The following is a 22,448-nucleotide window of genomic DNA, read 5'->3' on the forward strand; positions in this document are numbered from 1 at the left end:
AAAACCCCGGCTCGCGCGACGCTGACCGGGGCTACAGAGCGATGTGCAGAGGTCGTCCGGAAACCTCCGGACGACGCGCGACCTATCCCAGAATCTCCCGCACCACCGGACCTATCGACTCAAAGGCCTGGGGAGAGATAATCTCCACGTGCGCGCAGGCCTGGCTGAAGACCTCCAGCTCTCCGACCCACGGCCCCCACAGCACCTGCGGGTCCATCCCCGGCTGGCGCGTTTTTTCCGCCACGAACAGGGTCGCCTTGCCGTCGAACTTCGCGCTGTGCGCGGTGGTCAGCAGGCGCACCGCGTCGGCGTAGTTGCCCTCGATGGTGCTAAACAGCTCGCCGGACGGCTGCCCCTGCTGCGCGGCAAGGAACGCTTCCCGCTCGCGGTCAATTTCCGCCAGCACCTGCGGGTCGAGGCCGTTGGCCTCTTTTTCCGCCCAGTTTTGCGACTCCGGCGGCCAGGTATCCAGCAGCCCGAGGAACGCCACCGCTTCACCGCGCTGGCGCAGGCGCGCGGCAATTCCCTGCGCCAGGGTGCCGCCGAGAGAGTAACCGAACAGGTAGTACGGCCCGTGCGGCTGCTGCGCCAGTAACGTCTGCAGATGGGACTCGCAGACCTCGTCCAGGCTGGCGGCGTTCGCCATCGGCCCCTGCGGGCGCGGCGACTGAATGCCGGTAATTGACCAGCGCGGGTCGAGGTAGCGCGCCAGCACGCTGAACTGCCAGGCAAAGCCGGAGGCCGGATGGAAGCAGAACAGCGTCGGGCCGTCGCTTTTGCGTAGGGGCAAAATCGCATCAAAGCCCAGGCGCTGCGCCTGCTCGTCGCTGAGATCGGACGCCAGCAGCGCGCTCAGCTGGCCGACCGTCGAGGCGACCATCACCTGTCCCGGCGTCACCTGACGCGCAAACCGGCGGCTCAGCTGCGCCGCCAGGCGCATCGCCAGCAGCGAGTGGCCGCCAAGCGCAAAGAAATCGGCTTCGATATCGTTCACGTCGCAGCCCAGCAGCTGGCTGAACGCCTCGGCGACCGCACGCTCGCTCTCCGACTCCGGCGGCCGGCCGCGGCGTTCCTGGCTCAGCGTTGGCAGCGGCAGCGCTTTACGATCCAGCTTGCCGTTAGCGCTCAGCGGCAGCGCCGGCAGTTGGATCAGCACTACCGGCACCATGTGCGGCGGCAGCTGTTCGCCGAGGCGCGCCTTCAGCGCCGCGGTATCGAGCGGCAGCCCGGATTCAGAGACCAGGTAGCCGACCAGCTGGCGCGCATCGCCGCCGGTGGCCGCCGCCTGATTAAAGACGCAGGCGTGGGTGACCGCCTGGGCCACGTCCGGCAGCGCCGCCATGACGCGGTCTATTTCGCCGAGCTCAATGCGCTGGCCGCGAATTTTCAGCTGATCGTCGCTGCGCCCCAGATACTCCACCGCTCCGCTGTCGAGCCAGCGCGCCACGTCGCCGGTGCGGTACATGCGCTCGCCCGGGCTAAACGGGTCGGCAATAAAGCGGCTGGCGGTCAGGTCCGGTCGGCCGAGATAGCCCTGCGCCAGCTGGATGCCGGTGAGGTACAGATCCCCCGCCACGCCGGGCGGTACCGGGCGCATAGTGGCGTCAAGAATGCGTAATCCGGTGTTCCATACCGGCCAGCCGATCGGCACGCTGCTGCCGGTCACCGCCGCCAGCTCCGCGCCGCAGGCCGGATACCAGCTGACGTCAACCGCCGCTTCGGTCGGGCCGTAGAGGTTGTGCAGCGCCACGCCGGTTAGCGTTTCCCATTCGCGGCACAGCCCGGTCGGCAGCGCTTCGCCGCTGCAGAATACCCGCCGCAGCGTTTGGCAGGCGGTGACGTTTTCCGCGTCGAGCGCAGCGACGAACGCCGCCAGCATCGACGGCACAAAGTGGGTGGTGGTCACGCCGTAACGGGCGAAGAAGCGCTGCATCGCCAGCGGATCGCGATGCGCTTCGGGCTCCGCCATCACCAGCCGGGCGCCGGCGATAAACGGCCACCAGAACTCCCACACCGAGACGTCAAAGCTGCACGGCGTTTTCTGCGCCACCACGTCATCGGCGCCGAGCGGATAGTGGTTCTGCATCCACAGCAGGCGGTTGACGATCGCGGTCTGTCCCACCATCACCCCTTTCGGGCGGCCGGTGGAGCCGGAGGTAAAGATGATATAGGCGGTATGCTCCGGCGCGGAGAGCGCCAGCGGCGCGTCATCCCCCGCCGCCAGCGGCTGCTGATAGCACAGGCTGGCAAGCCCGGGGATATCGCTAAAGCGCGCCAGCTGATCGTCGGAAGTCAGCAGCAGCGTCGGACGCGCGTCTTCGAGCATCATGCGCAGGCGATCGTCAGGATAGCCGGTATCAAGCGGCAGCCAGGCGGCGCCCGCTTCAACGATGGCGTGCAGCGCCAGGGTGAGGAAGACCGAACGCGGCAGCGCCACCGCCACGCTATCGCCGGGCTTAACCCCGCGCGCGCGCAGCACCTCGGCCAGCGCCACCACCTGCTGGCGCATTTCGCGGTAGCTGAACTGCCAGCGGGCGTCCGCCAGCGCGGGGGCGTCCGGGGTCTTCAGCGCCTGTTCCGCCACCAGCGCGCTCAGCGTCGTGGCGGGCAGCGCGATGCCGGTATTATTGATTTCCGCCAGCCGCTGCGTTTCCCGCGCGGACAGCATGTTCGCTTCGCCGCAGCGCAGCGCCGGGTCGGCGGCAAACTGGGCCAGCAGCGCGGAGAGGCGCTCAACGTGCGCGCGCAGCGTGGCCTCATCGTAGCGCTGCTTATTGGCCAGCACTTCCAGCGACAGGCCGCCGGATTCGTCCGGGAACAGCGCCAGCTCAAGATCGTTAACCGGGCCGGTCGCCAGGGTGTGCGTCACCGCCTGCACGCCGTCGATATCGAGGACGTAATCGAAAACTTTGATATTTAATACCGGGCCAAACAGCGGCTCATCGCCGGCGGCCTTGCCGCTATCGCGGACAATTTGTTCCGCATCATAGCGCTGGTGACGGCGCATTTTTTTCAGCTGTCCGGCAAGGCGCAGCGCCAGCTCGGCCAGGGTTTCCTGGGCATCGATGTTGATCGCCAGCGGCAGGACGTTAAGCACCGGCCCGGTCGCGGTCAGCGCCGCCGATCCCATGCGGCGCATAAAGATAAAGCCGGCGGCATAGTCCATCCGCCCGCACAGGCGCCCCAGCCACAGCGCGGCCAGCGCCAGCGCCAGGTCGGCGCGCTGGCACTGCGGGGCGCCGGCGGCGAGGCGGCTGAACGTCGCGGCGTCAGCGTCAAGCTTCAGGCGCCAGATCTCCGTGCCCGTTGCCCGTCCCGCCAGCGGCGCGTCGGAGAGCGAAACCGGCGCCGGCAGCGTCCTGCGCTGCTCCTGCCAGAACTGCTTGTCCCGCTGCCAGCCGTCGCTGCCGTAGTAGCGCTGATACTCTTCCACCACCTCGGCGAACGGCGTAAACGGCGACTCCGGCGTCGCCTCTCCGCGCTGCCAGGCACGGTAAATAGCGGCGATCTGGCGGGTAATGGCAGGGAAACTGAAGCCATCGACGAGTAAGTGATGATAGCGCTGATACCAGTACCAGCGATTATCCGCCGTGCGCAGCAGCCGGTGACAGACCAGAGGATTACCGCTATCGACGCGCAGGTTCTGTTCAAGGTCGGCCCGCATAATGGCCAGCGCGGCCGCGTGCGGATCGTCCGCCTCGCGCAGATCATGGTGCTGCGGTTCGTCGAAGCGACGGGCCTCATCGACCCACTGCCAGGCTTCGCCGTTGTCTTCGCAAAAGTGCAGGCTTAGCGTGTCGGCCTGGGCCAGGCCGGCGACGATCGCCCGGCCGAGCAGCGCCGGATCGAGGCTGCCGCTGAGCTCAACGTAGTGAGCGACGCTCCAGGCGCCGGGCAGCGTTGACAGCCGCTCCGCCATCCAGATCCCCGGCTGCGCTGCAACCAGCGGTAAACGAGTGGTCATCATCGGCTCCTTAGGACGCGTAGTGCGCGGGGGTGAGGGTTGACCAGTTCGCCGCCAGCCAGGCATTGCACGCTTCCAGCGACTGCGGCGAACACTCTACCGTCCAGCCCTCCGGCAGCGCGCAGTGATGGGGCCACAGGCTGTACTGCTGCAGCTCGTTACGCAGAATGTAAAACTGCCCTTGCGGATTATCGAAGGGGTTACTGAATTGCATTTCAAACTCCTGTTAATACTCGCTATCCTGCTGGCCGCATCCGCAGCCCTCGCGCACGATCAATGATTCGGTTCTGCCGGGCGTCCCGATGGGACGGACTCCGCGGATTGCCACAGCTGAATGAGTCCCGCCGTCAGCCCGCCGCGCCAGCACAGCGCATCGTGCCCGCCGTCAACCTGGCGCCAGAAAACCGACCGTTTTGGCGGCGGCAGCTGGGCTAAAAGCGCCTGATTGGCGCGGAAAATAAGGGGCTCCCGCTCGCCGGCTTCGAGCCAGATTCGCAGCCCGTCGGCGCGCAGTTCGCCCGATTTCAGGCCTTCAATCAGCGCGCCATCCTGCGCGCCGCCGCGGTGCGGCCACCAGTAGGAGCCGGACTGGCTGAGCACGCAGCCAAAACGCTGCGGCCAGTTCAGGGCGGCGAACATTGCCGCCAGGCCGCCAAAGCTTTGCCCGGCCACGACGGTACGCTCGGCCCGGTCGCTAAATTCCGCGATTTGTCGCACCTGCGGCAGGAGCTCCTCCTGTACCGCCAGCCAAAAATCGCGGTTGCACGGCAGCTCGCGGCTGCGGTGCGCGTTATCGATAACGTCGATCAGCAGATACACCGCCGCCGGCAGCCGGCCCTCGCGGGTCAGTCCGGCCAGCGGCGACCATACCGGCATGCTCTCGGCCCAGAACTGGCCGTCCAGCAGCACCGCCAGCGGGCGCTCTTTTGCCGCGCCGTCGCCGGTGGCATAAACCCACACCCGACGGCTGTTGCCAAGCCGCGCGCTGCGCCACTGGATGCAGACCGGCGGGGCATAGCTTTCATCGCGCAGCGCCCAGCCGGGCTGCTCCGGCGCCAGCGCAAGCTCCAGCGCGGAGACCGCGTGGCCGCGCCCGCCCTTCCAGCTTTGCACATTGAGCGGGTCGGCTACCGCGCGCGGCAGCAGGCGTCGCCAGCCCTCGCGCAGCAGGGTGCGGTCCGGCGCGTCACCGTTAAAAATCTCGGGAGCAAAATCGTCATCGCGTTCGGAGGGGATAAAACAGTAGCTGCCGCGCCAGGTCGGCGAGAGCGTGGTCTGCCATTGCCAGGCATCGGTGCCCGGGATGCGACGTAGGGTTTGCGGAACGGCATTTTTGTGGTGGTCGGTGACGCCGGTGATGTAGATCCACACCCGCCGCGTCGCCGAGGTGGCCTCGCTGCCCGCCGGGTCCCGCCACCAGAACGTCACCCGGTACGCATCGCCAGACGCCTCCGACTGCGGGCCGCTCAGGCTCTGCCACCAGTCATCGCTTCCTGTTTTTAACATTAAATAACCCTATGTTTATCGTGATATTTATCAATAAACGTAATATTTTGTTGATAATATTATTGATAACTATTTGCATTTGCAATAGCGTATTACCGCGCGTAGGAATGAGTAACTTCTAAAAACATGTCAGAGATGGCGGGCATCTGTCCTCTACTGGCAACATTTGTGCATGCCGTCACCTCTCCCGCTGGGAAGAGGTCTTTGGGGAAAGCGGCAACAGACAGCTGGATGATATTAAAATGAATAACAGGATCAAATCCCTGGCCTTGCTGGTCAATCTGGGAATTTATGGTGTTGCTTTCCCGCTGTGTGCGGAAGAGACCACAGACAGCAAACAAACGGCCGCCGAAGAAACCATGGTGGTTACCGCAGCGGAGCAGAACCTGCAGGCGCCCGGCGTCTCCACCATCACCGCCGATGAAATTCGTAAACGTCCCCCGGCCCGCGATGTTTCAGAAATCATCCGCACCATGCCGGGCGTTAACCTGACCGGTAACTCCACCAGCGGCCAGCGCGGCAACAACCGCCAGATTGATATTCGCGGCATGGGCCCGGAAAATACCCTGATCCTGATTGACGGTAAGCCGGTCACCAGCCGTAACTCCATTCGTCTCGGCTGGCGCGGCGAGCGCGATACCCGCGGCGATACCAGCTGGGTACCGCCGGAAATGATCGAACGCATTGAGGTCATCCGCGGCCCGGCGGCGGCGCGCTACGGCAACGGCGCGGCGGGCGGCGTGGTCAATATCATCACCAAAAAAGGCAGCAACGAGTGGCACGGTTCATGGAATGCCTACATGAACGCCCCGGAGCATAAAGACGAGGGCGCCACCAAGCGCACCGACTTTAGCCTTAGCGGCCCGCTGGGCGGCGATTTCAGCTTCCGCCTGTTCGGCAACCTCGACAAAACGCAGGCCGACGCCTGGGATATCAACCAGGGGCATCAGTCCGAGCGTACCGGCATCTACTCCGATACCCTGCCGGCCGGGCGCGAAGGGGTCGAGAATAAAAACATCAACGGCGTCGTGCGCTGGGACTTCGCGCCGATGCAGTCGCTGGAGTTTGAGTCAGGCTACAGCCGCCAGGGCAACCTCTACGCGGGCGACACGCAGAACACCAACACCAACGACCTGGTGAAAGAGAACTACGGTAAAGAGACCAACCGCCTCTATCGTCAGACCTACTCCGTCACCTGGAACGGCGGCTGGGATAACGGTATCACCACCAGCAACTGGGCGCAGTACGAGCACACCCGCAACTCGCGTAAGGGCGAAGGCCTGGCCGGGGGCACGGAAGGGATCTTTAATAGCGATAAGTTTAGCGATATCGACCTTTCCGACGTAATGCTGCACAGCGAAATCAGCATTCCATTCGACCTGTGGGTCAATCAGAACCTGACCCTGGGGAGCGAATGGAACCAGCAGCGGATGAAGGATAACGCCTCCAATACCCAGACCTTTATGGGCGGCGATATTCCGGGCGCAAGCAGCACCGGCCGTAGCCCGTACTCGCAGGCGGAGATCTTCTCGCTGTTTGCCGAAGACAACGTTGAGCTCACCGATTCCACCATGCTGACGCCAGCGCTGCGTTTCGATCATCACAGCATCGTCGGCAATAACTGGAGCCCGTCGCTGAACCTGTCCCAGGGACTGGGCGACGACTTTACCCTGAAGATGGGTATTGCCCGCGCCTATAAAGCGCCGAGCCTGTATCAGACCAACCCGAACTACATCCTGTACAGTAAGGGCCAGGGCTGCTACGCCAGCGCAACCGGCACCGGCTGCTATATGGTGGGTAACGATGACCTGAAGGCAGAGACCAGCATCAACAAAGAGATTGGCCTCGAGTTTAAACGCGACGGCTGGCTGGCCGGGGTGACCTGGTTCCGCAACGACTACCGCGACAAAATCGAAGCGGGCTACGCGCCGCTCTCCTCTACATCAAGCGGTAAGGTGAAAACCGATATTTACCAGTGGGAGAACGTGCCGAAAGCGGTGGTTGAGGGCCTGGAAGGGACGTTAAACGTGCCGGTTAGCGAGACCGTTAACTGGACCAATAACATCACCTACATGCTGCAGAGTAAGAACAAAGAGACCGGCGATCGCCTGTCGATTATCCCGGAATATACCCTGAACTCGACCCTCAGCTGGCAGGTATACGACGATGTTTCCGTGCAGTCGACCTTTACCTGGTACGGCAAGCAGGAGCCGAAAAAGTATAACTACAAGGGCGAACCGGTGACCGGCAGCGAGAAGAACGAGGTTAGCCCATACAGCATCCTCGGCCTGAGCGCGACCTGGGACGTCACCAAAAACGTCAGCCTGACCGGCGGCGTGGATAACGTCTTCGATAAGCGCCACTGGCGCGCGGGTAACGCCCAAACTACCGGCGGCACCACCGGTTATATGTACGGCGCGGGTGCCGAAACCTATAACGAATCGGGCCGTACCTGGTATATGGGCATCAACACTCACTTCTGATTGCTCGCCTGAATCCCGCCGCCCTCTGGCCATAGAGGGCGGCGGGCAAATCGGTTAACATCCTTTCATGCACACACGTCACAGCACGCTTCTCCTTGCCGGCCATCTGCTTCAGCGGATTGATTTCGACCCTGCCAGCTTCCAGCCCGCGGATCTGCTGTGGCTGCCCCATCACGCCCTGCTCGCCGCAGGCGGCCGCAAGCGCCAGACCGAACACCTTGCCGGGCGCATCGCCGCCGTGCACGCCCTGCGCGAAGTTGGCGAAAAAGTGCCGCCGCCGCCCGGCGAGCAGCGCCAGCCGCTGTGGCCCGCGCCGTGGTTCGGCAGCATCAGCCACTGTGAAAACAGCGCCCTGGCGGTGGTCTCCTCTTACCCGATAGGGATTGATATTGAGCGGCGCTTTACCCCGGCGCTGGCGGCGGAGCTCGAAAGCAGCATTATCAGCGCCGCGGAAAAACCGCTGCTGGCGGCCAGCGGCCTGCCCTTTGCGCTGGCGCTGACGCTGGCGTTCTCGGCGAAAGAGAGCGGGTTTAAGGCGCTCCCCCTTCCCCGTCAGAGCGGGATGGATTTTCTGCGCATGCGGATAACGTCTATAAAGGAGGGAATGCTGCGGATGCAAATTGATGATGAGAGCGTTGAGGTTCACTGGCTGCAAAGCGACGCGCGGGTCATCACCCTCTGCGGGAAGCGCAAATAGCGCCACCCGCACGGGTTTTTAGCGCTACGGTTAGCCCAGCGTCCGGGCCAGTGCCGCGATCGCCGGCGCATCGAAACCGTGGTGCTGACGAAGCCAGCCGCGGTCCGCCGCCGCCGCGTACTCGCCGTCCGGGATCCCCAGGCGCTTCAGGGGAATGGCGGCGCCGCCTTCGGCCAGCACTTCGGCAACCAGGCTGCCAAGTCCGCCATTGACGTTGTGCTCTTCAACCGTAATGACCGCGCGGCAGCCCTGCAGCGCCGCCAGCAGCGCCTGAGTGTCGCAAGGGCGAATCGACGGAACGCTCACCACCTTCGCTTCAATGCCCTGCTCGGCCAGCAGCTCCGCAGCGTCAACGATTTCATGCACCGTCGAGCCCGTCGCAACCAGCGCAATATCCCGGCCTTCGCGCAGGGTAATCACCGCCCCGGGCACAAAGCGGTAGCTCTCGTCGTGCAGCTCCGGCAGCGCCTTGCCGTCCAGGCGGATATAGACCGGCCCCTGATGCTGGATGGCGTAGTCGATTATCTGCCGGCACTCGCGCGGCGTAGAGGGGGCAAAGATCTGGATATTGCCGAACCCACGCATCACGGCAAGGTCGTCAATAGAGTGATGGGTGCTCGCCAGCGGGCCGTAGCTGGCCCCGGCGTTGAGGCCGAACAGCTTAACGTTGGTGTTGTTGTAGCAGACGTCAACTTTGATCTGCTCATTGGCGCGCGAAATCAGGAAGGGCGCGGCGTTACAGGTCACCGCAACTTTCCCGCCCAGCGCCAGCCCGGCCGCCATGCCGACCATGCTTTGCTCGGCAATCCCGACGTTAACCAGACGGCCGGGGAATTGTTTAATAAAGGGCGCAATTTTCGCCGTCGAGGTGGAATCAGCAACGACCGGCACCAGATCGACGCCGCTTTCTACCGCGTCAATAAACGCCTGCACCATTACGCTCGCCAGGTGTTCTGCATTACTCATCTTTCAGTTCCTCCAGTGCCAGTTCAATCTCTTCGCCTTTCGGTACCCGGTGGTGCCATTCCGGACGCCCCTGGATAAAGGAAATACCGGCGCCTTTTGTGGTATTGGCAATAATAACGTTAGGTTTACCCGCCTGCGGCAGCCCTTCCAGAGCCGCCACCACTGAGGCCATATCGTTTCCCTGACACTCGGTCACGGTCATGCCAAACGCTTTCCACTTATCGGCAAGCGGGTCGGTATTCATAATCTCGCGGGTCGGCCCGGCGAGCTGCAGGTTGTTTTTATCGTTGATAATAATCAGGTTATCGAGCTCGTAGTGCGCCGCAGCCAGCGCCGCCTCCCAGTTGCTGCCCTCGGCCAGCTCGCCATCGCCGGTAATTAAAAAGATGCGGCGGCGGCTGTTGCTCTTTTTCGCCGCCAGCGCCAGCCCCACCGCAACCGGCAAACCGTGGCCCAACGCGCCGGTATTCAGCTCGATGCCGGGGGTTTTTTGACGAACCGGGTGGCCGGGAAGATGCGAGTTCGCGTGCTGATAGGTCGCCAGCCATTCGACCGGGAAAAAGCCGGCTTCCGCCAGCACGCAGTAGTAGCACCCTACCGCGTGGCCTTTAGACTGGATGTAAATATCCCGCTCGGGGTCGGCAATCTGCTCCGGGGAGACGTTCAGCTCGCGGAAGTAGAGCGCGGTCAGGAGCTCTACCTGCGACAGGTCGGCGCCGGTATGCCCCCCGGCGGGGCTGTTGGCATTCAATCTGATAATGTGGCGGCGTACCGCGCGAGCTTGACGCTCAAGAGCCTGGACATCGTAGCTATAGGGATTCATTTAATACCTCTGAATTTAATTTCAACTTGGAATATTTATTCCGTCAGGGACTAAAAAAACCAGACATCCCCAGGCAGCGCATCATCAGGCTTCCGCCGCTGCATCATACTCAGGAACATTCTGCCTCCTTAACTATCAGGCCCGTCTGTGCCTGGATAAGTTTTCAGTTGACTTGATATCACCATGAATATATATTCAATAATGATTCTTTATTCAATTATGCCGTGACTGTTTTGTTTTTGTCCACCGCTGATTTTGAGGATTGATAAAAGTTAGAGTTTCATCACACTTAGTTCTCTTTCTTTTTCACGTATGATAAAAGCCTCTATACCCTGAATTATTCGCCCTGCAGTCTGCTCAGGCAGAGGGCTGGCGCGGTTAACGCGCGGCGCCAACAGACATGCGGTTTTGGCATGACGGGTATAACATAATGGATGTACGTTAATGATTTTCGGGGATATATATGGCTAAGCAGGATGAACAAAGGCTGTTAGTTAAGATTGCCACGCTTTACTATCTTGAAGGACGAAAGCAGTCCGACATTGCACAACTTCTTTCGCTCTCCCAGTCATTTGTCTCCCGCGCCATCACCCGCTGCCAGAAAGAAGGGGTGGTAAAAATTAGCGTCGTTCAGCCCTCGAATATTTTTCTCAACCTCGAAAAAGGCATCGAAGATCGCTACGGAATTAAGCAGGCTATCGTCGTCGATACCGAAGAGGATGCCAGCGATCACACCCTCAAGCGCGCGATTGGATCCGCTGCGGCCCACTATCTGGAAACCCGCCTGCGGCCGAAAGATCTGATCGGCGTCTCCTCATGGAGCTCGACCATCAGAGCGATGGTCGATGAGGTTCACGCGCAGAACTTAAAGGCCAGCGGAGTCATCCAGCTGCTCGGCGGCGTCGGACCGAACGGCAACGTCCAGGCCACCATCCTGACCCAGACGCTCGCCCAGCATCTTAACTGTCAGGCCTGGCTGCTTCCTTCGCAGAGCATTGAGGGCTCGATGGCGGAGAAAAACCGCCTCATCGCCAGCCAGGACGTCGCCGACGTGGTTTCACGCTTCGACGAGGTTGATATTGCCATCGTCGGGATCGGTATTCTCGAACCCTCACAGCTGCTGAAAACGTCAGGTAACTACTACCACGAAGATATGCTGCAGGTGCTGGCCGAGCGCGGCGCGGTGGGGGATATCTGCCTGCACTACTACGACAAAAAGGGCCGGGCCGTGTTAAGCGATGATGAAGATCCTGTTATCGGCATGGCGCTGGAAAAAGTAAAAAAATGCCCCAACGTCGTGGCGCTGGCCGGCGGTAGCGATAAGGTTGCGGCGATCAAAGGCGCCCTCTCCGGCGGCTATATCGACGTTTTAATCACCGATTACCCGACCGCGAGGCTGCTGGTCACCGGCTAATTTTCCATCAGATATCTTTTTTGCATGCCTTTGCGCCCCCCCTTCAGATGCCGAGGCGTGCGAAATAAACAGTTATATTTCAATATGCTGATCGAATATCTCCGCGCTCGCCTCCTTTGCCCTCCAGGCATTTATCCATTCAGATAAGTGTGATTGCCAGCACAATTGATAACTTTCCCTCTAGCCCCGGGGAAAGTTTCTGGCTAAGGTATTAAATAAATAATCACTATCGAATATATATTCAGTGATTAAAAAAGTGATAACGAAATGTCACATCATGGCCTGCTCAGTCGCAACGCGATAGCGAGGAATGTTCGCCCCTCAGCGCCAGGACGCAGTGTGACTCAGGAGACTATCTAATGCCGGCAACACAGCAAGAGTTCATTATTGCGCTCGACGAGGGGACGACCAACGCCAAAGCGGTCGTGCTCGACGGCCGCGGCAACGTTATTGTCAAGTTTTCACAGCCCCTGGCGATTCAAACCCCGCGCGACGGCTGGGTAGAGCAATCCGGCGAGACGCTGATCGAGGCCTCCCTCGCGGTGATTGCCAAAGCGGTTGAGCACGTTGGCGCGGATAACGTGGCCGCACTCGCCATCAGCAACCAGCGGGAAACCGCCATCGGCTGGTATCGCCACAGCGGGAAGCCGGTTAACGCCGCCATCACCTGGCAATGCACCCGCAGCGCCGCGTTTTGCGACGAGCTGCGCCATGCGGGCAAAGAGCAGCAGATTAAAACCACCACCGGGCTGCCGATTGCGCCCCTGTTTTCCGCCTCCAAAATGCGCTGGCTGCTGGAGTCGATCCCCGAGGGTCGCCTTCTCGCCGAACGCGGCGAGATCTGCCTCGGCACCATCGATAGCTGGCTGCTGTGGAACTTAACCCACGGCGACGCCTTCTGCTGCGACTACTCCAACGCCGCGCGCACCCAGCTGCTCAATCTGCAGAGCGGGCAGTGGGACGACGACATGCTGGCGCTGTTCCAGATCCCCCGCGCCGCGCTGGCGGAGATTAAGCCTTCCAGCGGGCTGTTTGGCTACACCCGCGGGCTCGCGGCGATCCCTGACGGCATTCCGATCATGTCGATGGTCGGCGACTCCCACGCCGCGCTTTTTGGCCATGCGCTGGGGGAACTCGGGTGCGTGAAGGCCACCTACGGCACCGGCTCATCGGTGATGGCGCCGGTTAAATCAGCCCAGTGCGACATTGACGCGCTGGCCACCACCATTGCCTGGCACGACGGCGAGCGCATCACCTACGGGCTGGAAGGGAATATTCCCCACACCGGCGATGCCGTGGCGTGGATGGCCGACAGCACCGGCCTGAGCGAGCTCTCCGCCGACGAGCTGGCCCACGAGCTGAACACCCTGCCCGCTTCGGTTTCGTCGACGATGGGGGTCTATTTTGTGCCGGCGCTGACCGGGCTTGGCGCGCCGTGGTGGGACGATAGCGCCCGCGGCGTGATTTGCGGGCTGAGCCGCGGCGTTAAGCGCGCGCACCTGATCCGCGCCGCGCTGGAATCCATCACCTACCAGATTGCCGATGTGGTGGTCGCCATGCGTCAGCACGATGATTTCAGCCTCTCGGCGCTGATGGTCGACGGCGGACCGACCAAAAACGACTGGCTCATGCAGTACCAGGCCGATCTGCTGGGCTGCCCGGTGATGCGCAGCGACGTGCCGGAGCTCTCGGCCATTGGCGCAGCCCTGCTTGCCCGCAAAGCGCTCAATCCCGATGAACCGGTCGACCTGGCGGCCTTTTTAACCGCACACGGTGAATTTAGCCCCGACATGGCCCGCCACCAGCGCCTGCAGGCAAGATGGCAGGAGTGGCGCCATGCGGTGGACAGAACATTATGGAAACCGGCTACGTCCGCCTGACGCCCACCAGGGGATCCGCGGGTGACGAACCTTAATCACTAACAGAAGGAGAATTCCGGCCCATACAACCGCCTTTCCGGCCTTACGTTGTTTCACCGTACCCGACAATAACAACACAGAGAGAACATTGTCATGAAATTACGTTTAACGCTTTTAACTGCTGCAACCCTGACCGCGTTTTCTTTTACTGCTCAGGCAGTAGAAAAAGGCACCATCATGATCATGGTTAACTCGCTGGATAACCCGTATTACGCTTCTGAAGCCAAAGGGGCCAGCGAGAAAGCAAAAGAACTCGGATATAAAACAACCATTCTGTCTCATGGCGAAGATGTAAAAAAACAGAACGAGCTGATTGATACCGCCATCGGTAAAAAAGTTCAGGGCATTATTCTGGATAACGCCGACTCAACCGCCAGCGTCGCGGCGATTGAAAAAGCGAAAAAGGCGGGTATTCCGATCGTATTAATTAACCGGGAAATTCCTGTCGACGACGTGGCCCTTGAACAGATTACGCATAATAACTTCCAGGCCGGTTCGGAAGTGGCTAACGTTTTTGTCGAGAAAATGGCGGAAAAAGGCAAATACGCCGAACTGACCTGCAACCTTGCGGATAATAACTGCGTCACGCGCTCTAAATCATTCCACCAGGTTATTGACCAGTACCCGGATATGGTCAGCGTCGCCAAACAGGATGCCAAAGGTACGCTCATTGACGGCAAGCGCATTATGGACAGCATTCTGCAGGCCCATCCTGACGTCAAAGGCGTGATCTGCGGCAACGGACCGGTGGCCCTTGGCGCTATCGCCGCCCTCAAGGCGGCCAACCGGACTGACGTCGTGGTGGTCGGCATCGACGGCAGCAACGACGAGCGCGATGCGGTCAAGGCCGGCACGCTGCAGGCAACCGTGATGCTGCAGGCCCAGTCGATTGCGGCGCAGGGCGTTACCGACCTCGATAACTACCTGCAAAAAGGCGTCAAGCCCGCCAAGCAGCGCGTCATGTTCCGCGGCATTCTGATAACCAAAGATAACGCAGATAAAGTTCAGGACTTCAACATCAAATCCTGAGTTCGGGTTGTTGCGCCCCTTCGGGGGCGCGTAGGAGAGTGATATGTACAAAAAAACCTGGCTGGCACTGGCCGTTCTTACTCTCGGGGGCTGTCGTATCGTCTCCCAGCAGGAGCTAGCCGATCTTAAATCCCCGCCCAATCCGCACATGGCAAATATCGATCAAACCTGGCAGAACAACATCGTGCCGCAGGTTGTGGCGCAGGCCCGTCCGGTCAGCGAACTGATGGCCGCCCTGCGCGCCGCTAAAGATTTCGACAGCGCCTGTCAGGCTCTGGGCTACCGCTCTCAGGAGGAGAACCCGTGCATTTTTTACGTCACGGTAGCGGGTAAAATCGGCAAAATCGACGCCACCTCCCGCAGCGGCAAAATGACGGTTGCAGATAGCGCCGCCGGCCCGGTAGTGGTGCAGATTGGCCCGACGCTTCGCGGCACCCAGCTGCGCGATGGCTATAAAGGCACCAGCTATCAGGATTTTAATGACCAGGTGCTGTTTGGTGAATACGGCCGGGCCATTAATGAACAGGCGCTGAAAATGATCCAGACCGCGCAGGTAAAAAGCGGCGAAACGATCCAGGTATATGGCGTCTTCTCCGCCTGGGATATTCCGCAAACGGTTCCCGACATTACGCCAGCAAAAATCGTACGCTCCGGAGGACAATAAGATGCCGTCGCAACCCATCGTCGCTCCCCAACCAGTCGAATCTGAAGTTATTATCGAAACGCGCGAGCTGTCCCGCGTTTATCCGGGGGTTATCGCCTTAGATAACGTTAATTACCGGGTATATCGAAATAAAGTAAACGTTCTGATCGGAGAAAATGGTGCGGGTAAATCCACCATGATGAAAATGCTTGCCGGTGTCGAAACGCCCTCCTCCGGACAGATTATTCTCGACGGTGCCGAAGTTTCATTAAGCTCAACTCACCAGGCCGAACGTCAGGGGATCAGCATTATTTTCCAGGAGCTTAATTTATTCCCCAATATGAACGTCATGGATAATATTTTCATGGCTAACGAATTTTTCCAGAAAGGCCGAATTAACGAAAAATATCAGTACGAACTGGCGAAATCGCTGCTGGAAAGACTGGAGCTTGATGTCGACCCCTACACCCCGCTGGGCGAGCTGGGGATCGGCCATCAGCAGCTGGTGGAAATCGCCCGCGCGCTGTCAAAGGATACCCGGGTGCTGATTATGGATGAGCCCACTTCGGCACTCAGCCAGTCGGAAGTTAAGGTCCTGTTTAACGTTATTGAGCAGCTAAAACGACGCGGCGTCACCATTATTTATATCTCCCATCGCCTGGAAGAGCTGATGGAGATTGGCGACCACATCACTATTTTCCGCGACGGCCGCTTTATCAGCGAACGCACCGTCGGCGACGCCAGCATTCCCTGGATCATTGAGCAGATGGTCGGGGATAAGAAAAAGCACTTCGACTATCAGCCGGCGCCGCAGGGCGAGGCGGTGCTTGCCGTCGAGGGCCTGACCGCGCTGCATCACAGCGGCGGCTACAAGCTTAACGACGTGACCTTCACGCTCAATAAAGGCGAAGTCATCGGCATCTATGGCCTGCTGGGCGCCGGGCGCACCGAGCTGTTTAAGGGGCTGATCGGCCTGATGACCTGCCAGACCGGCAGCGTCCATCTCAACGGCGAGAATATCGGCAAAGCCCACTTTCAAACCCGCTTAAAAAAGGGGCTGGCGCTGGTACCGGAAGACCGCCAGGGCGAAGGCGTGGTGCAGATGATGTCCATTCAGTCCAACATGACGCTCTCTGACTTTAGCCTGCAGGGCTTTAGACGGGCGTGGAAGTGGCTGAATCCGCAGAAAGAGAGCGCCAGCGTGAAGGAGATGATCCGCCAGCTCGCCATCAAGGTCAGCGACCCCGAGCTGCCCATTACCTCCCTGAGCGGCGGCAACCAGCAGAAGGTCGTGCTGGGTAAAGCGCTGATGACGCAGCCGCAGGTGGTGTTCCTCGATGAACCCACCCGCGGGATTGACGTCGGCGCTAAAACGGACGTCTATCACCTGATCGGCAAAATGGCGCATCAGGGGCTGGCCGTCATGTTCTCCTCCTCGGAGCTGGATGAGGTTATGGCCCTGGCCGACCGCATTCTGGTGATGGCCGATGGCCGTATTACCGCCGATTTGCCGCGCCATGCGGTTACCCGCGAAAAGCTTATCGCGGCTTCAACACCCCAAGATTAATCAGGCTGGAAACCATCATGAACCAGAAATATATGATTTATATGTACCTGCTGAAGGCCAGAACGTTTATCGCTCTGCTGCTGGTTATTGCATTCTTCAGCGTGATGGTACCGAATTTCCTGACCGCCTCTAACCTGCTGATCATGACCCAGCACGTGGCGATTACCGGCCTGCTGGCCATTGGGATGACGCTGGTGATCCTCACCGGCGGTATCGACCTCTCGGTCGGAGCCGTCGCCGGGATCTGCGGCATGGTCGCCGGCGCCCTGCTGACCAACGGGCTGCCCCTGTGGAACGGCAGCGTTATCTTCTTTAACGTCCCCGAAGTGATCCTCTGCGTGGCCATTTTTGGCATCCTGGTCGGCTTTATTAACGGCGCCGTGATCACCCGCTTTGGCGTGGCGCCTTTTATCTGCACGCTCGGCATGATGTACGTCGCCCGCGGCTCTGCGCTGCTGTTTAACGACGGCAGCACCTACCCTAACCTCAACGGCATGGAAGCGCTGGGGAATACCGGCTTCTCGATCCTCGGCTCCGGCACCGTGCTCGGGATTTATCTGCCCATCTGGCTGATGATCGCCTTCCTCGTGCTCGGCTACTGGCTGACGACCAAAACGCCGCTGGGTCGCTACATCTACGCGATCGGCGGCAACGAGTCCGCGGCGCGCCTCGCCGGGGTGCCTATCGTGAAGGCGAAGATCTTCGTCTACGCCTTCTCCGGCCTCTGCGCCGCCTTCGTTGGGCTGATCGTCGCCTCCCAGCTGCAAACCGCCCACCCGATGACCGGCAACATGTTTGAAATGGACGCCATCGGCGCCACCGTGCTCGGCGGCACGGCGCTGGCGGGCGGCCGGGGTCGGGTCACCGGCTCGATTATTGGTGCCTTCGTTATCGTGTTCCTCGCCGACGGCATGGTCATGATGGGGGTCAGCGATTTCTGGCAGATGGTCATTAAAGGCGTGGTCATTGTGACCGCCGTCGTCGTTGACCAGTTCCAGCAAAAGCTGCAGAACAAAGTCATCCTGATGCGTCGTCACGAAGAGAAGCAGGCCGCAGCGCTGCCCGGCGGCGCCGCCTCCAGCTAATACGCCGACGGACAACACTCATTGCGCCGGGCGTCGCCCGCCCGGCCTCGCTAAAGGGAAACTAATATGAACAGAAATTTTCACAACAAAACGATTGTTATTACCGGAGCCTGCCGCGGCATTGGCGCGGGGATCGCCGAGCGCTTTGCGCGCGATGGCGCCAGGCTGGTGATGGTCTCTAACGCCGCTCGCGTCCATGAAACCGCGGAAACCCTGCGCCAGCGCTACCAGGCGGAGATTCTCTCCCTCGAGGTCGACGTCACCGACGAGGCCCAGGTTCAGTCTCTGTATGAGCAGGCCGCCGCGCGCTTTGGCACCATTGACGTCTCCATTCAAAATGCCGGGGTAATCACTATCGACTACTTCGACCGTATGCCAAAGGCCGATTTTGAGAAGGTGCTGGCGGTCAACACCACCGGCGTCTGGCTGTGCTGCCGCGAAGCGGCTAAGTACATGGTCAAGCAGAACCACGGCAGCCTGATTAATACCTCTTCGGGCCAGGGCCGCCAGGGCTTTATCTACACCCCGCACTACGCCGCCAGCAAGATGGGCGTGATCGGGATCACCCAAAGCCTCGCCCACGAGCTGGCGCCGTGGAATATCACCGTTAACGCCTTCTGCCCCGGGATTATCGAGAGCGAAATGTGGGACTACAACGACCGCGTGTGGGGAGAAATCCTCAGCAGCGATAGCAAGCGCTACGCCAAAGGCGAGCTGATGGCGGAGTGGGTTGAAGGTATTCCAATGAAGCGCGCGGGGAAACCGGAAGATGTCGCCGGGCTGGTGGCGTTTCTCGCCTCCGACGACGCGCGCTACCTCACCGGACAAACGATTAACATCGACGGCGGCCTGATTATGTCCTGATCCCCGCGGGGGAATGTCGGGCAGCGAGGCTTCACTACGGATGGTCCGGATACCGCGCCGGGCCACGGAATATTCATTAACAGAGTAACGACTATGATCGCCAAAGATTTTGCTCAACAGCTGTTTAATCTACAGGGACGCGTCGCCTTCGTCACCGGCGCGGGCAGCGGGATCGGCCAGACCATTGCTTACGGGCTGGCCAGCGCCGGTGCGCGGGTCCTGTGCTTCGATCTGCGGGAAGACGGCGGCCTCACCGAGACCGTGAATAACATCGAAGCCATCGGCGGCCAGGCCTGCCTGTATACCGGGGACGTGCGCCAGCTCGGCGATCTCCGCGCCGCCGTCGCGCTGGCGAAAAGCCGCTTCGGCCGCCTGGATATCGCCGTGAACGCCGCCGGTATCGCCAACGCCAACCCGGCCCTGGAGATGGAAACCGAGCAGTGGCAGCGGGTGATTGATATCAACCTCACCGGGGTGTGGAACTCCTGTAAAGCCGAGGCGGAGCTGATGCTGGAATCCGGCGGCGGCTCGATCATTAATATCGCCTCCATGTCCGGCATTATCGTTAACCGCGGCCTTGAGCAGGCGCATTACAACAGCTCTAAAGCGGGCGTCATCCATCTGTCAAAAAGCCTGGCGATGGAGTGGGTCGGCAAGGGGATCCGCGTGAACTCCATCAGCCCCGGCTATACCGCCACGCCGATGAACACCCGCCCGGAGATGGTCCATCAGACCCGCGAATTCGAAAGCCAGACGCCGATTCAGCGGATGGCGAAAGTTGAGGAGATGGCGGGCCCGGCGCTGTTCCTCGCCAGCGACGCCGCGTCATTCTGCACCGGCGTCGACCTGGTGGTCGACGGTGGATTTATCTGCTGGTAAACCACGCCGCCTCTTCGACCGCGTCAGCCCTTTGACGCCGCCCGCTACGCGCCTCCCCCTCCGGTTATTCAGGCGGGGGAGATTGCTTCCCGGAACTCATCCAGCCGCTTTATCTGCCGCCCCTCGGCATCGAAGTTGTCCGCCGCCAGCCACGCCCGCAGTTCGGCGTCGCGCTGCGGCCATTCGCCGTCGATAATCGACAGCATGTCGCTGTCGCGGCTGCGCGCCTTGCGCACCATCTTCTGGCGCAGGCGTCCCTCCCAGGTAAAACCCAGCCGCTCGGCGGCCCGGCGGGAGGCGATATTCATCGAGTCGCACTTCCACTCCAGGCGCCGGTAGCCGGCGGCAAACGCGTACTTCAGCAGCAGCCAAACCGCCTCGGTGCCCAGCGGGGTATTTTTCATCTTTCGCGACCAGGTGACGTGGCCGATCTCCACCGAGCCCATCGCCTGCTCAATCGCCATAAAGCTCACCAGCCCCACCGCCTGGCCTGAGCCGAGATCGATAACCGCAAAGGGGACCAGCGCGTCGTCGCCGACTTTGCCTGCCACCCAGTGCGCGGTAGCCTCAACGGTTTCGGGGCGCGTGCTGGCAAGCCAGGTCCAGTCGCTGCCGTCGCCCAGGGCGTAGGCGGCAAACAGATCGGCGGCGTGTCGCCGGGTATCCAGCGGCTCAAGCCGGCAATAGCGTCCCGTTAACGCGCTGCGCTTTAGCACGCTGGCGCCCTGCCAGCCAACGACCACATCGTTCACCTGCTGGCCATACTGATTGATTTCCGGCATTTTCACGTTCCGTTAAATTGTGATCAAATTGTTATATCAAGAAGCGCGGCGCGCAGAAAGCCGGCGGCGTAACTTTTCACTCATCGCCCGATGATATTGATTATGCTTTTTAAGCATAAGCTTATCCGCATTTTGACTTTACGCCTTTGGTGAAGGGGCCTAATTTAGCGGCACATAAATAATCAAAACATCATTTTTCAGGGATTGCTCATGACTAAAAAACTGCTGTCATTACTGGTGCTGACCGCGCTATCCGCCGCCGTCCATGCCGCCACGCCGCCAACCACCCTGGTGGTTGCCCAGGGCCTCGACGACATCGTTAGCCTCGACCCGGCGGAAGCCAACGAACTCTCCAGCATTCAAACGGTACCGAGCCTCTACCAGCGTCTGGTGCAGCCGGACCGCGACAACCCTGAAAAAATCACCCCCGTTCTGGCCGAAAGCTGGCAGGCGGACCCGGCGGCGAAAACGCTGACCGTGAAGCTCAAGCCCGAGGCGAAGTTCGCCTCCGGCAACCCGGTACGCCCGGAAGATATTATCTTCTCCTACACCCGCGCGGTGACCCTGAATAAATCCCCGGCCTTTATCCTCAACGTCCTCGGCTGGCAGGCGGACAACATTGCCGGCCAGCTGAAAAAGGTGGATGACCACACGCTGGTGCTGCACTGGACCGCCGAGGTGAGTCCGGCGGTGGCGCTGAATATTCTCTCCACGCCTATCGCCTCTATCGTCGATGAAAAGCTGGTGGCGCCGAATGCCAAAGATAACGATTTCGGCAACGGCTGGCTGAAGATGCACTCGGCGGGCAGCGGGGCCTTTAAAATGCGCGTTTACCAGCCGCATCAGGCCATCGTGCTGGAGGCTAACGACAGCTCGCCCACCGGCGCGCCGAAGCTGAAAAGCATCATCATCAAAAACGTGCCCGATCCGGCCTCCCGCCGCCTGCTGATCCAGCAGGGTGACGCCGACGTGGCGCGCGACCTGGGCGCCGATCAGATTGCCGCCCTGCAGGGCAAGCCCGGCGTGAAGGTGCTGAGCATTCCGTCGGCGGAACAGAACTACCTGGCGTTTAACACCGGCAACGCCGCCAACCCGCTGCTGAAAAACCCGGCGCTGTGGGAGGCCGCGCGCTGGCTGGTGGATTACGACGGCATCACGAAGGACCTGCTCAAAGGCCAGTATTTCGTCCATCAGAGCTTCCTGCCGGTGGGTCTGCCGGGGGCGCTGGACAACAATCCGTTTAAATTCGACCCGGCGAAGGCCAAAGCGATCCTCGCCAAAGCCGGAATTAAAGACGCCCACTTCACCCTCGATGTCGAAAACAAACCGCCGTTTATCACTATCGCCCAGTCCATGCAGGCCAGCTTCGCCCAGGGCGGCGTGAAGATCGACCTACTGCCGGCGGCCGGCAGCCAGGTGTACGCCCGGGTGCGGGCGAAGCAGCATCAGGCGGCGATTCGCCTGTGGATCCCCGACTACTTCGACGCCCACTCCAACGCCAGCGCCTTTGCTTACAACGACGGGAAGTCGAGCACCGTGGCCGGTCTTAACGGCTGGCAAATCCCGGAGCTGAATAAAGCCACCCTCGCGGCGGTGGCCGAGCCGGATGCCGCCAAACGCCTCGGACTGTATAAACAGATGCAGGAAGAGCTGCAGCGCAGCTCGCCGTACGTGTTTGTCGATCAGGGAAAAACGCAGATCGTGGTTCGCGACAACGTCAAGGGTTACCAGCAGGGGCTGAACGCCGATATGGTCTGGTACGATCGGGTCAGCAAATAGCGATATTTTAGTCACCCGGATCCGGCGTTACGCCGCGGTCCGGGGATT

Annotated in this window: 17 protein-coding genes; 11 read left to right on the forward strand and 6 right to left on the reverse strand. The window is 60.7% G+C overall.

The genetic code is table 11. The features are described from left to right. Positions 1 to 82: 82 nt before the first annotated feature. From entF to fes, 3 genes are read right to left on the reverse strand one after another with little or no spacing between them, the layout of a single operon-like run. A complete protein-coding gene (gene entF / locus MMW58_RS21400; protein ID WP_241723767.1) occupies positions 83 to 3,964 on the reverse strand; it encodes an enterobactin non-ribosomal peptide synthetase EntF in 3,882 nt (1,293 codons plus the stop codon). A gap of 10 nt (positions 3,965 to 3,974) precedes the next feature. Then, positions 3,975 to 4,178: an MbtH family protein gene (locus tag MMW58_RS21405; protein WP_045854413.1), complete on the reverse strand. Its 204-nt coding sequence runs from the start codon at positions 4,176 to 4,178 to the stop codon at positions 3,975 to 3,977. A 59-nt stretch (positions 4,179 to 4,237) separates the two neighbouring features. Then, positions 4,238 to 5,470: an enterochelin esterase gene (gene fes, locus MMW58_RS21410; protein WP_241722052.1), complete on the reverse strand. Its 1,233-nt coding sequence runs from the start codon at positions 5,468 to 5,470 to the stop codon at positions 4,238 to 4,240. A gap of 242 nt (positions 5,471 to 5,712) precedes the next feature. Here fes and fepA point away from each other — a divergent pair, with 242 nt between their 5' ends. Further along, positions 5,713 to 7,953, forward strand: a complete 2,241-nt coding sequence (gene fepA, locus MMW58_RS21415) for a siderophore enterobactin receptor FepA (RefSeq protein ID WP_159236022.1) — start codon at positions 5,713 to 5,715, stop codon at positions 7,951 to 7,953. Positions 7,954 to 8,020: 67 nt separating this feature from the next. Further along, positions 8,021 to 8,650, forward strand: a complete 630-nt coding sequence (entD, locus tag MMW58_RS21420) for an enterobactin synthase subunit EntD (RefSeq protein ID WP_159236021.1) — start codon at positions 8,021 to 8,023, stop codon at positions 8,648 to 8,650. A gap of 30 nt (positions 8,651 to 8,680) precedes the next feature. On the opposite strand, the gene MMW58_RS21425 is transcribed toward entD, so the two are convergent. Both MMW58_RS21425 and MMW58_RS21430 read right to left on the reverse strand, forming a co-directional pair. Then, positions 8,681 to 9,616, reverse strand: a complete 936-nt coding sequence (locus MMW58_RS21425; RefSeq protein ID WP_241722053.1) for a transketolase family protein — start codon at positions 9,614 to 9,616, stop codon at positions 8,681 to 8,683. Continuing rightward, the gene (locus MMW58_RS21430; RefSeq protein WP_241722054.1) at positions 9,609 to 10,439 is read right to left on the reverse strand and encodes a transketolase; all 831 of its coding nucleotides are present in this window, start codon (positions 10,437 to 10,439) and stop codon (positions 9,609 to 9,611) included. The genes MMW58_RS21425 and MMW58_RS21430 overlap by 8 nt, the downstream gene beginning before the upstream one ends. Positions 10,440 to 10,902: 463 nt before the next feature. Here MMW58_RS21430 and MMW58_RS21435 point away from each other — a divergent pair, with 463 nt between their 5' ends. From MMW58_RS21435 to MMW58_RS21470, 8 genes are all read left to right on the forward strand, one after another. Beyond that, complete coding sequence (locus MMW58_RS21435) at positions 10,903 to 11,853, forward strand: sugar-binding transcriptional regulator (RefSeq protein WP_076944882.1); 951 nt, start codon at positions 10,903 to 10,905, stop codon at positions 11,851 to 11,853. A 359-nt stretch (positions 11,854 to 12,212) separates the two neighbouring features. Then, a complete protein-coding gene (locus tag MMW58_RS21440) occupies positions 12,213 to 13,733 on the forward strand; it encodes an FGGY family carbohydrate kinase (RefSeq protein WP_241722055.1) in 1,521 nt (506 codons plus the stop codon). A gap of 132 nt (positions 13,734 to 13,865) precedes the next feature. After that, positions 13,866 to 14,801, forward strand: a complete 936-nt coding sequence (locus MMW58_RS21445; protein ID WP_045854405.1) for a D-ribose ABC transporter substrate-binding protein — start codon at positions 13,866 to 13,868, stop codon at positions 14,799 to 14,801. A 43-nt stretch (positions 14,802 to 14,844) separates the two neighbouring features. Beyond that, a complete protein-coding gene (locus MMW58_RS21450) occupies positions 14,845 to 15,465 on the forward strand; it encodes a DUF2291 family protein (RefSeq protein WP_133596725.1) in 621 nt (206 codons plus the stop codon). Between the two features lies 1 nt (position 15,466). Then, the gene (locus tag MMW58_RS21455; protein WP_241722056.1) at positions 15,467 to 17,011 is read left to right on the forward strand and encodes a sugar ABC transporter ATP-binding protein; all 1,545 of its coding nucleotides are present in this window, start codon (positions 15,467 to 15,469) and stop codon (positions 17,009 to 17,011) included. Between the two features lie 17 nt (positions 17,012 to 17,028). After that, positions 17,029 to 18,096 carry an ABC transporter permease gene (locus MMW58_RS21460; protein WP_045854402.1) on the forward strand — a complete coding sequence of 356 codons (1,068 nt, stop codon included), beginning with the start codon at positions 17,029 to 17,031 and terminating at the stop codon, positions 18,094 to 18,096. 66 nt (positions 18,097 to 18,162) lie between these two features. Further along, positions 18,163 to 18,960 carry an SDR family oxidoreductase gene (locus tag MMW58_RS21465; RefSeq protein ID WP_133596723.1) on the forward strand — a complete coding sequence of 266 codons (798 nt, stop codon included), beginning with the start codon at positions 18,163 to 18,165 and terminating at the stop codon, positions 18,958 to 18,960. A gap of 93 nt (positions 18,961 to 19,053) precedes the next feature. Further along, positions 19,054 to 19,839 carry an SDR family oxidoreductase gene (locus tag MMW58_RS21470; RefSeq protein WP_159236015.1) on the forward strand — a complete coding sequence of 262 codons (786 nt, stop codon included), beginning with the start codon at positions 19,054 to 19,056 and terminating at the stop codon, positions 19,837 to 19,839. A gap of 68 nt (positions 19,840 to 19,907) precedes the next feature. Here the strand turns inward: MMW58_RS21470 and MMW58_RS21475 are convergent, their stop codons facing one another. Next, on the reverse strand, positions 19,908 to 20,621 hold the full coding sequence (locus MMW58_RS21475; protein WP_241722057.1) for a GNAT family N-acetyltransferase: 714 nt from the start codon (positions 20,619 to 20,621) through the stop codon (positions 19,908 to 19,910). Between the two features lie 210 nt (positions 20,622 to 20,831). On the opposite strand from MMW58_RS21475, the gene MMW58_RS21480 reads away from it, so the two are divergent. Then, positions 20,832 to 22,400, forward strand: a complete 1,569-nt coding sequence (locus MMW58_RS21480) for an ABC transporter substrate-binding protein (RefSeq protein ID WP_241722058.1) — start codon at positions 20,832 to 20,834, stop codon at positions 22,398 to 22,400. The last annotated feature ends 48 nt before the right edge of the window (positions 22,401 to 22,448 follow it).

It is taken from the genome of Klebsiella sp. HC6, assembly GCF_022605325.1.
In the GTDB taxonomy this organism is placed as follows: Bacteria; Pseudomonadota; Gammaproteobacteria; order Enterobacterales; family Enterobacteriaceae; genus Klebsiella; species Klebsiella terrigena.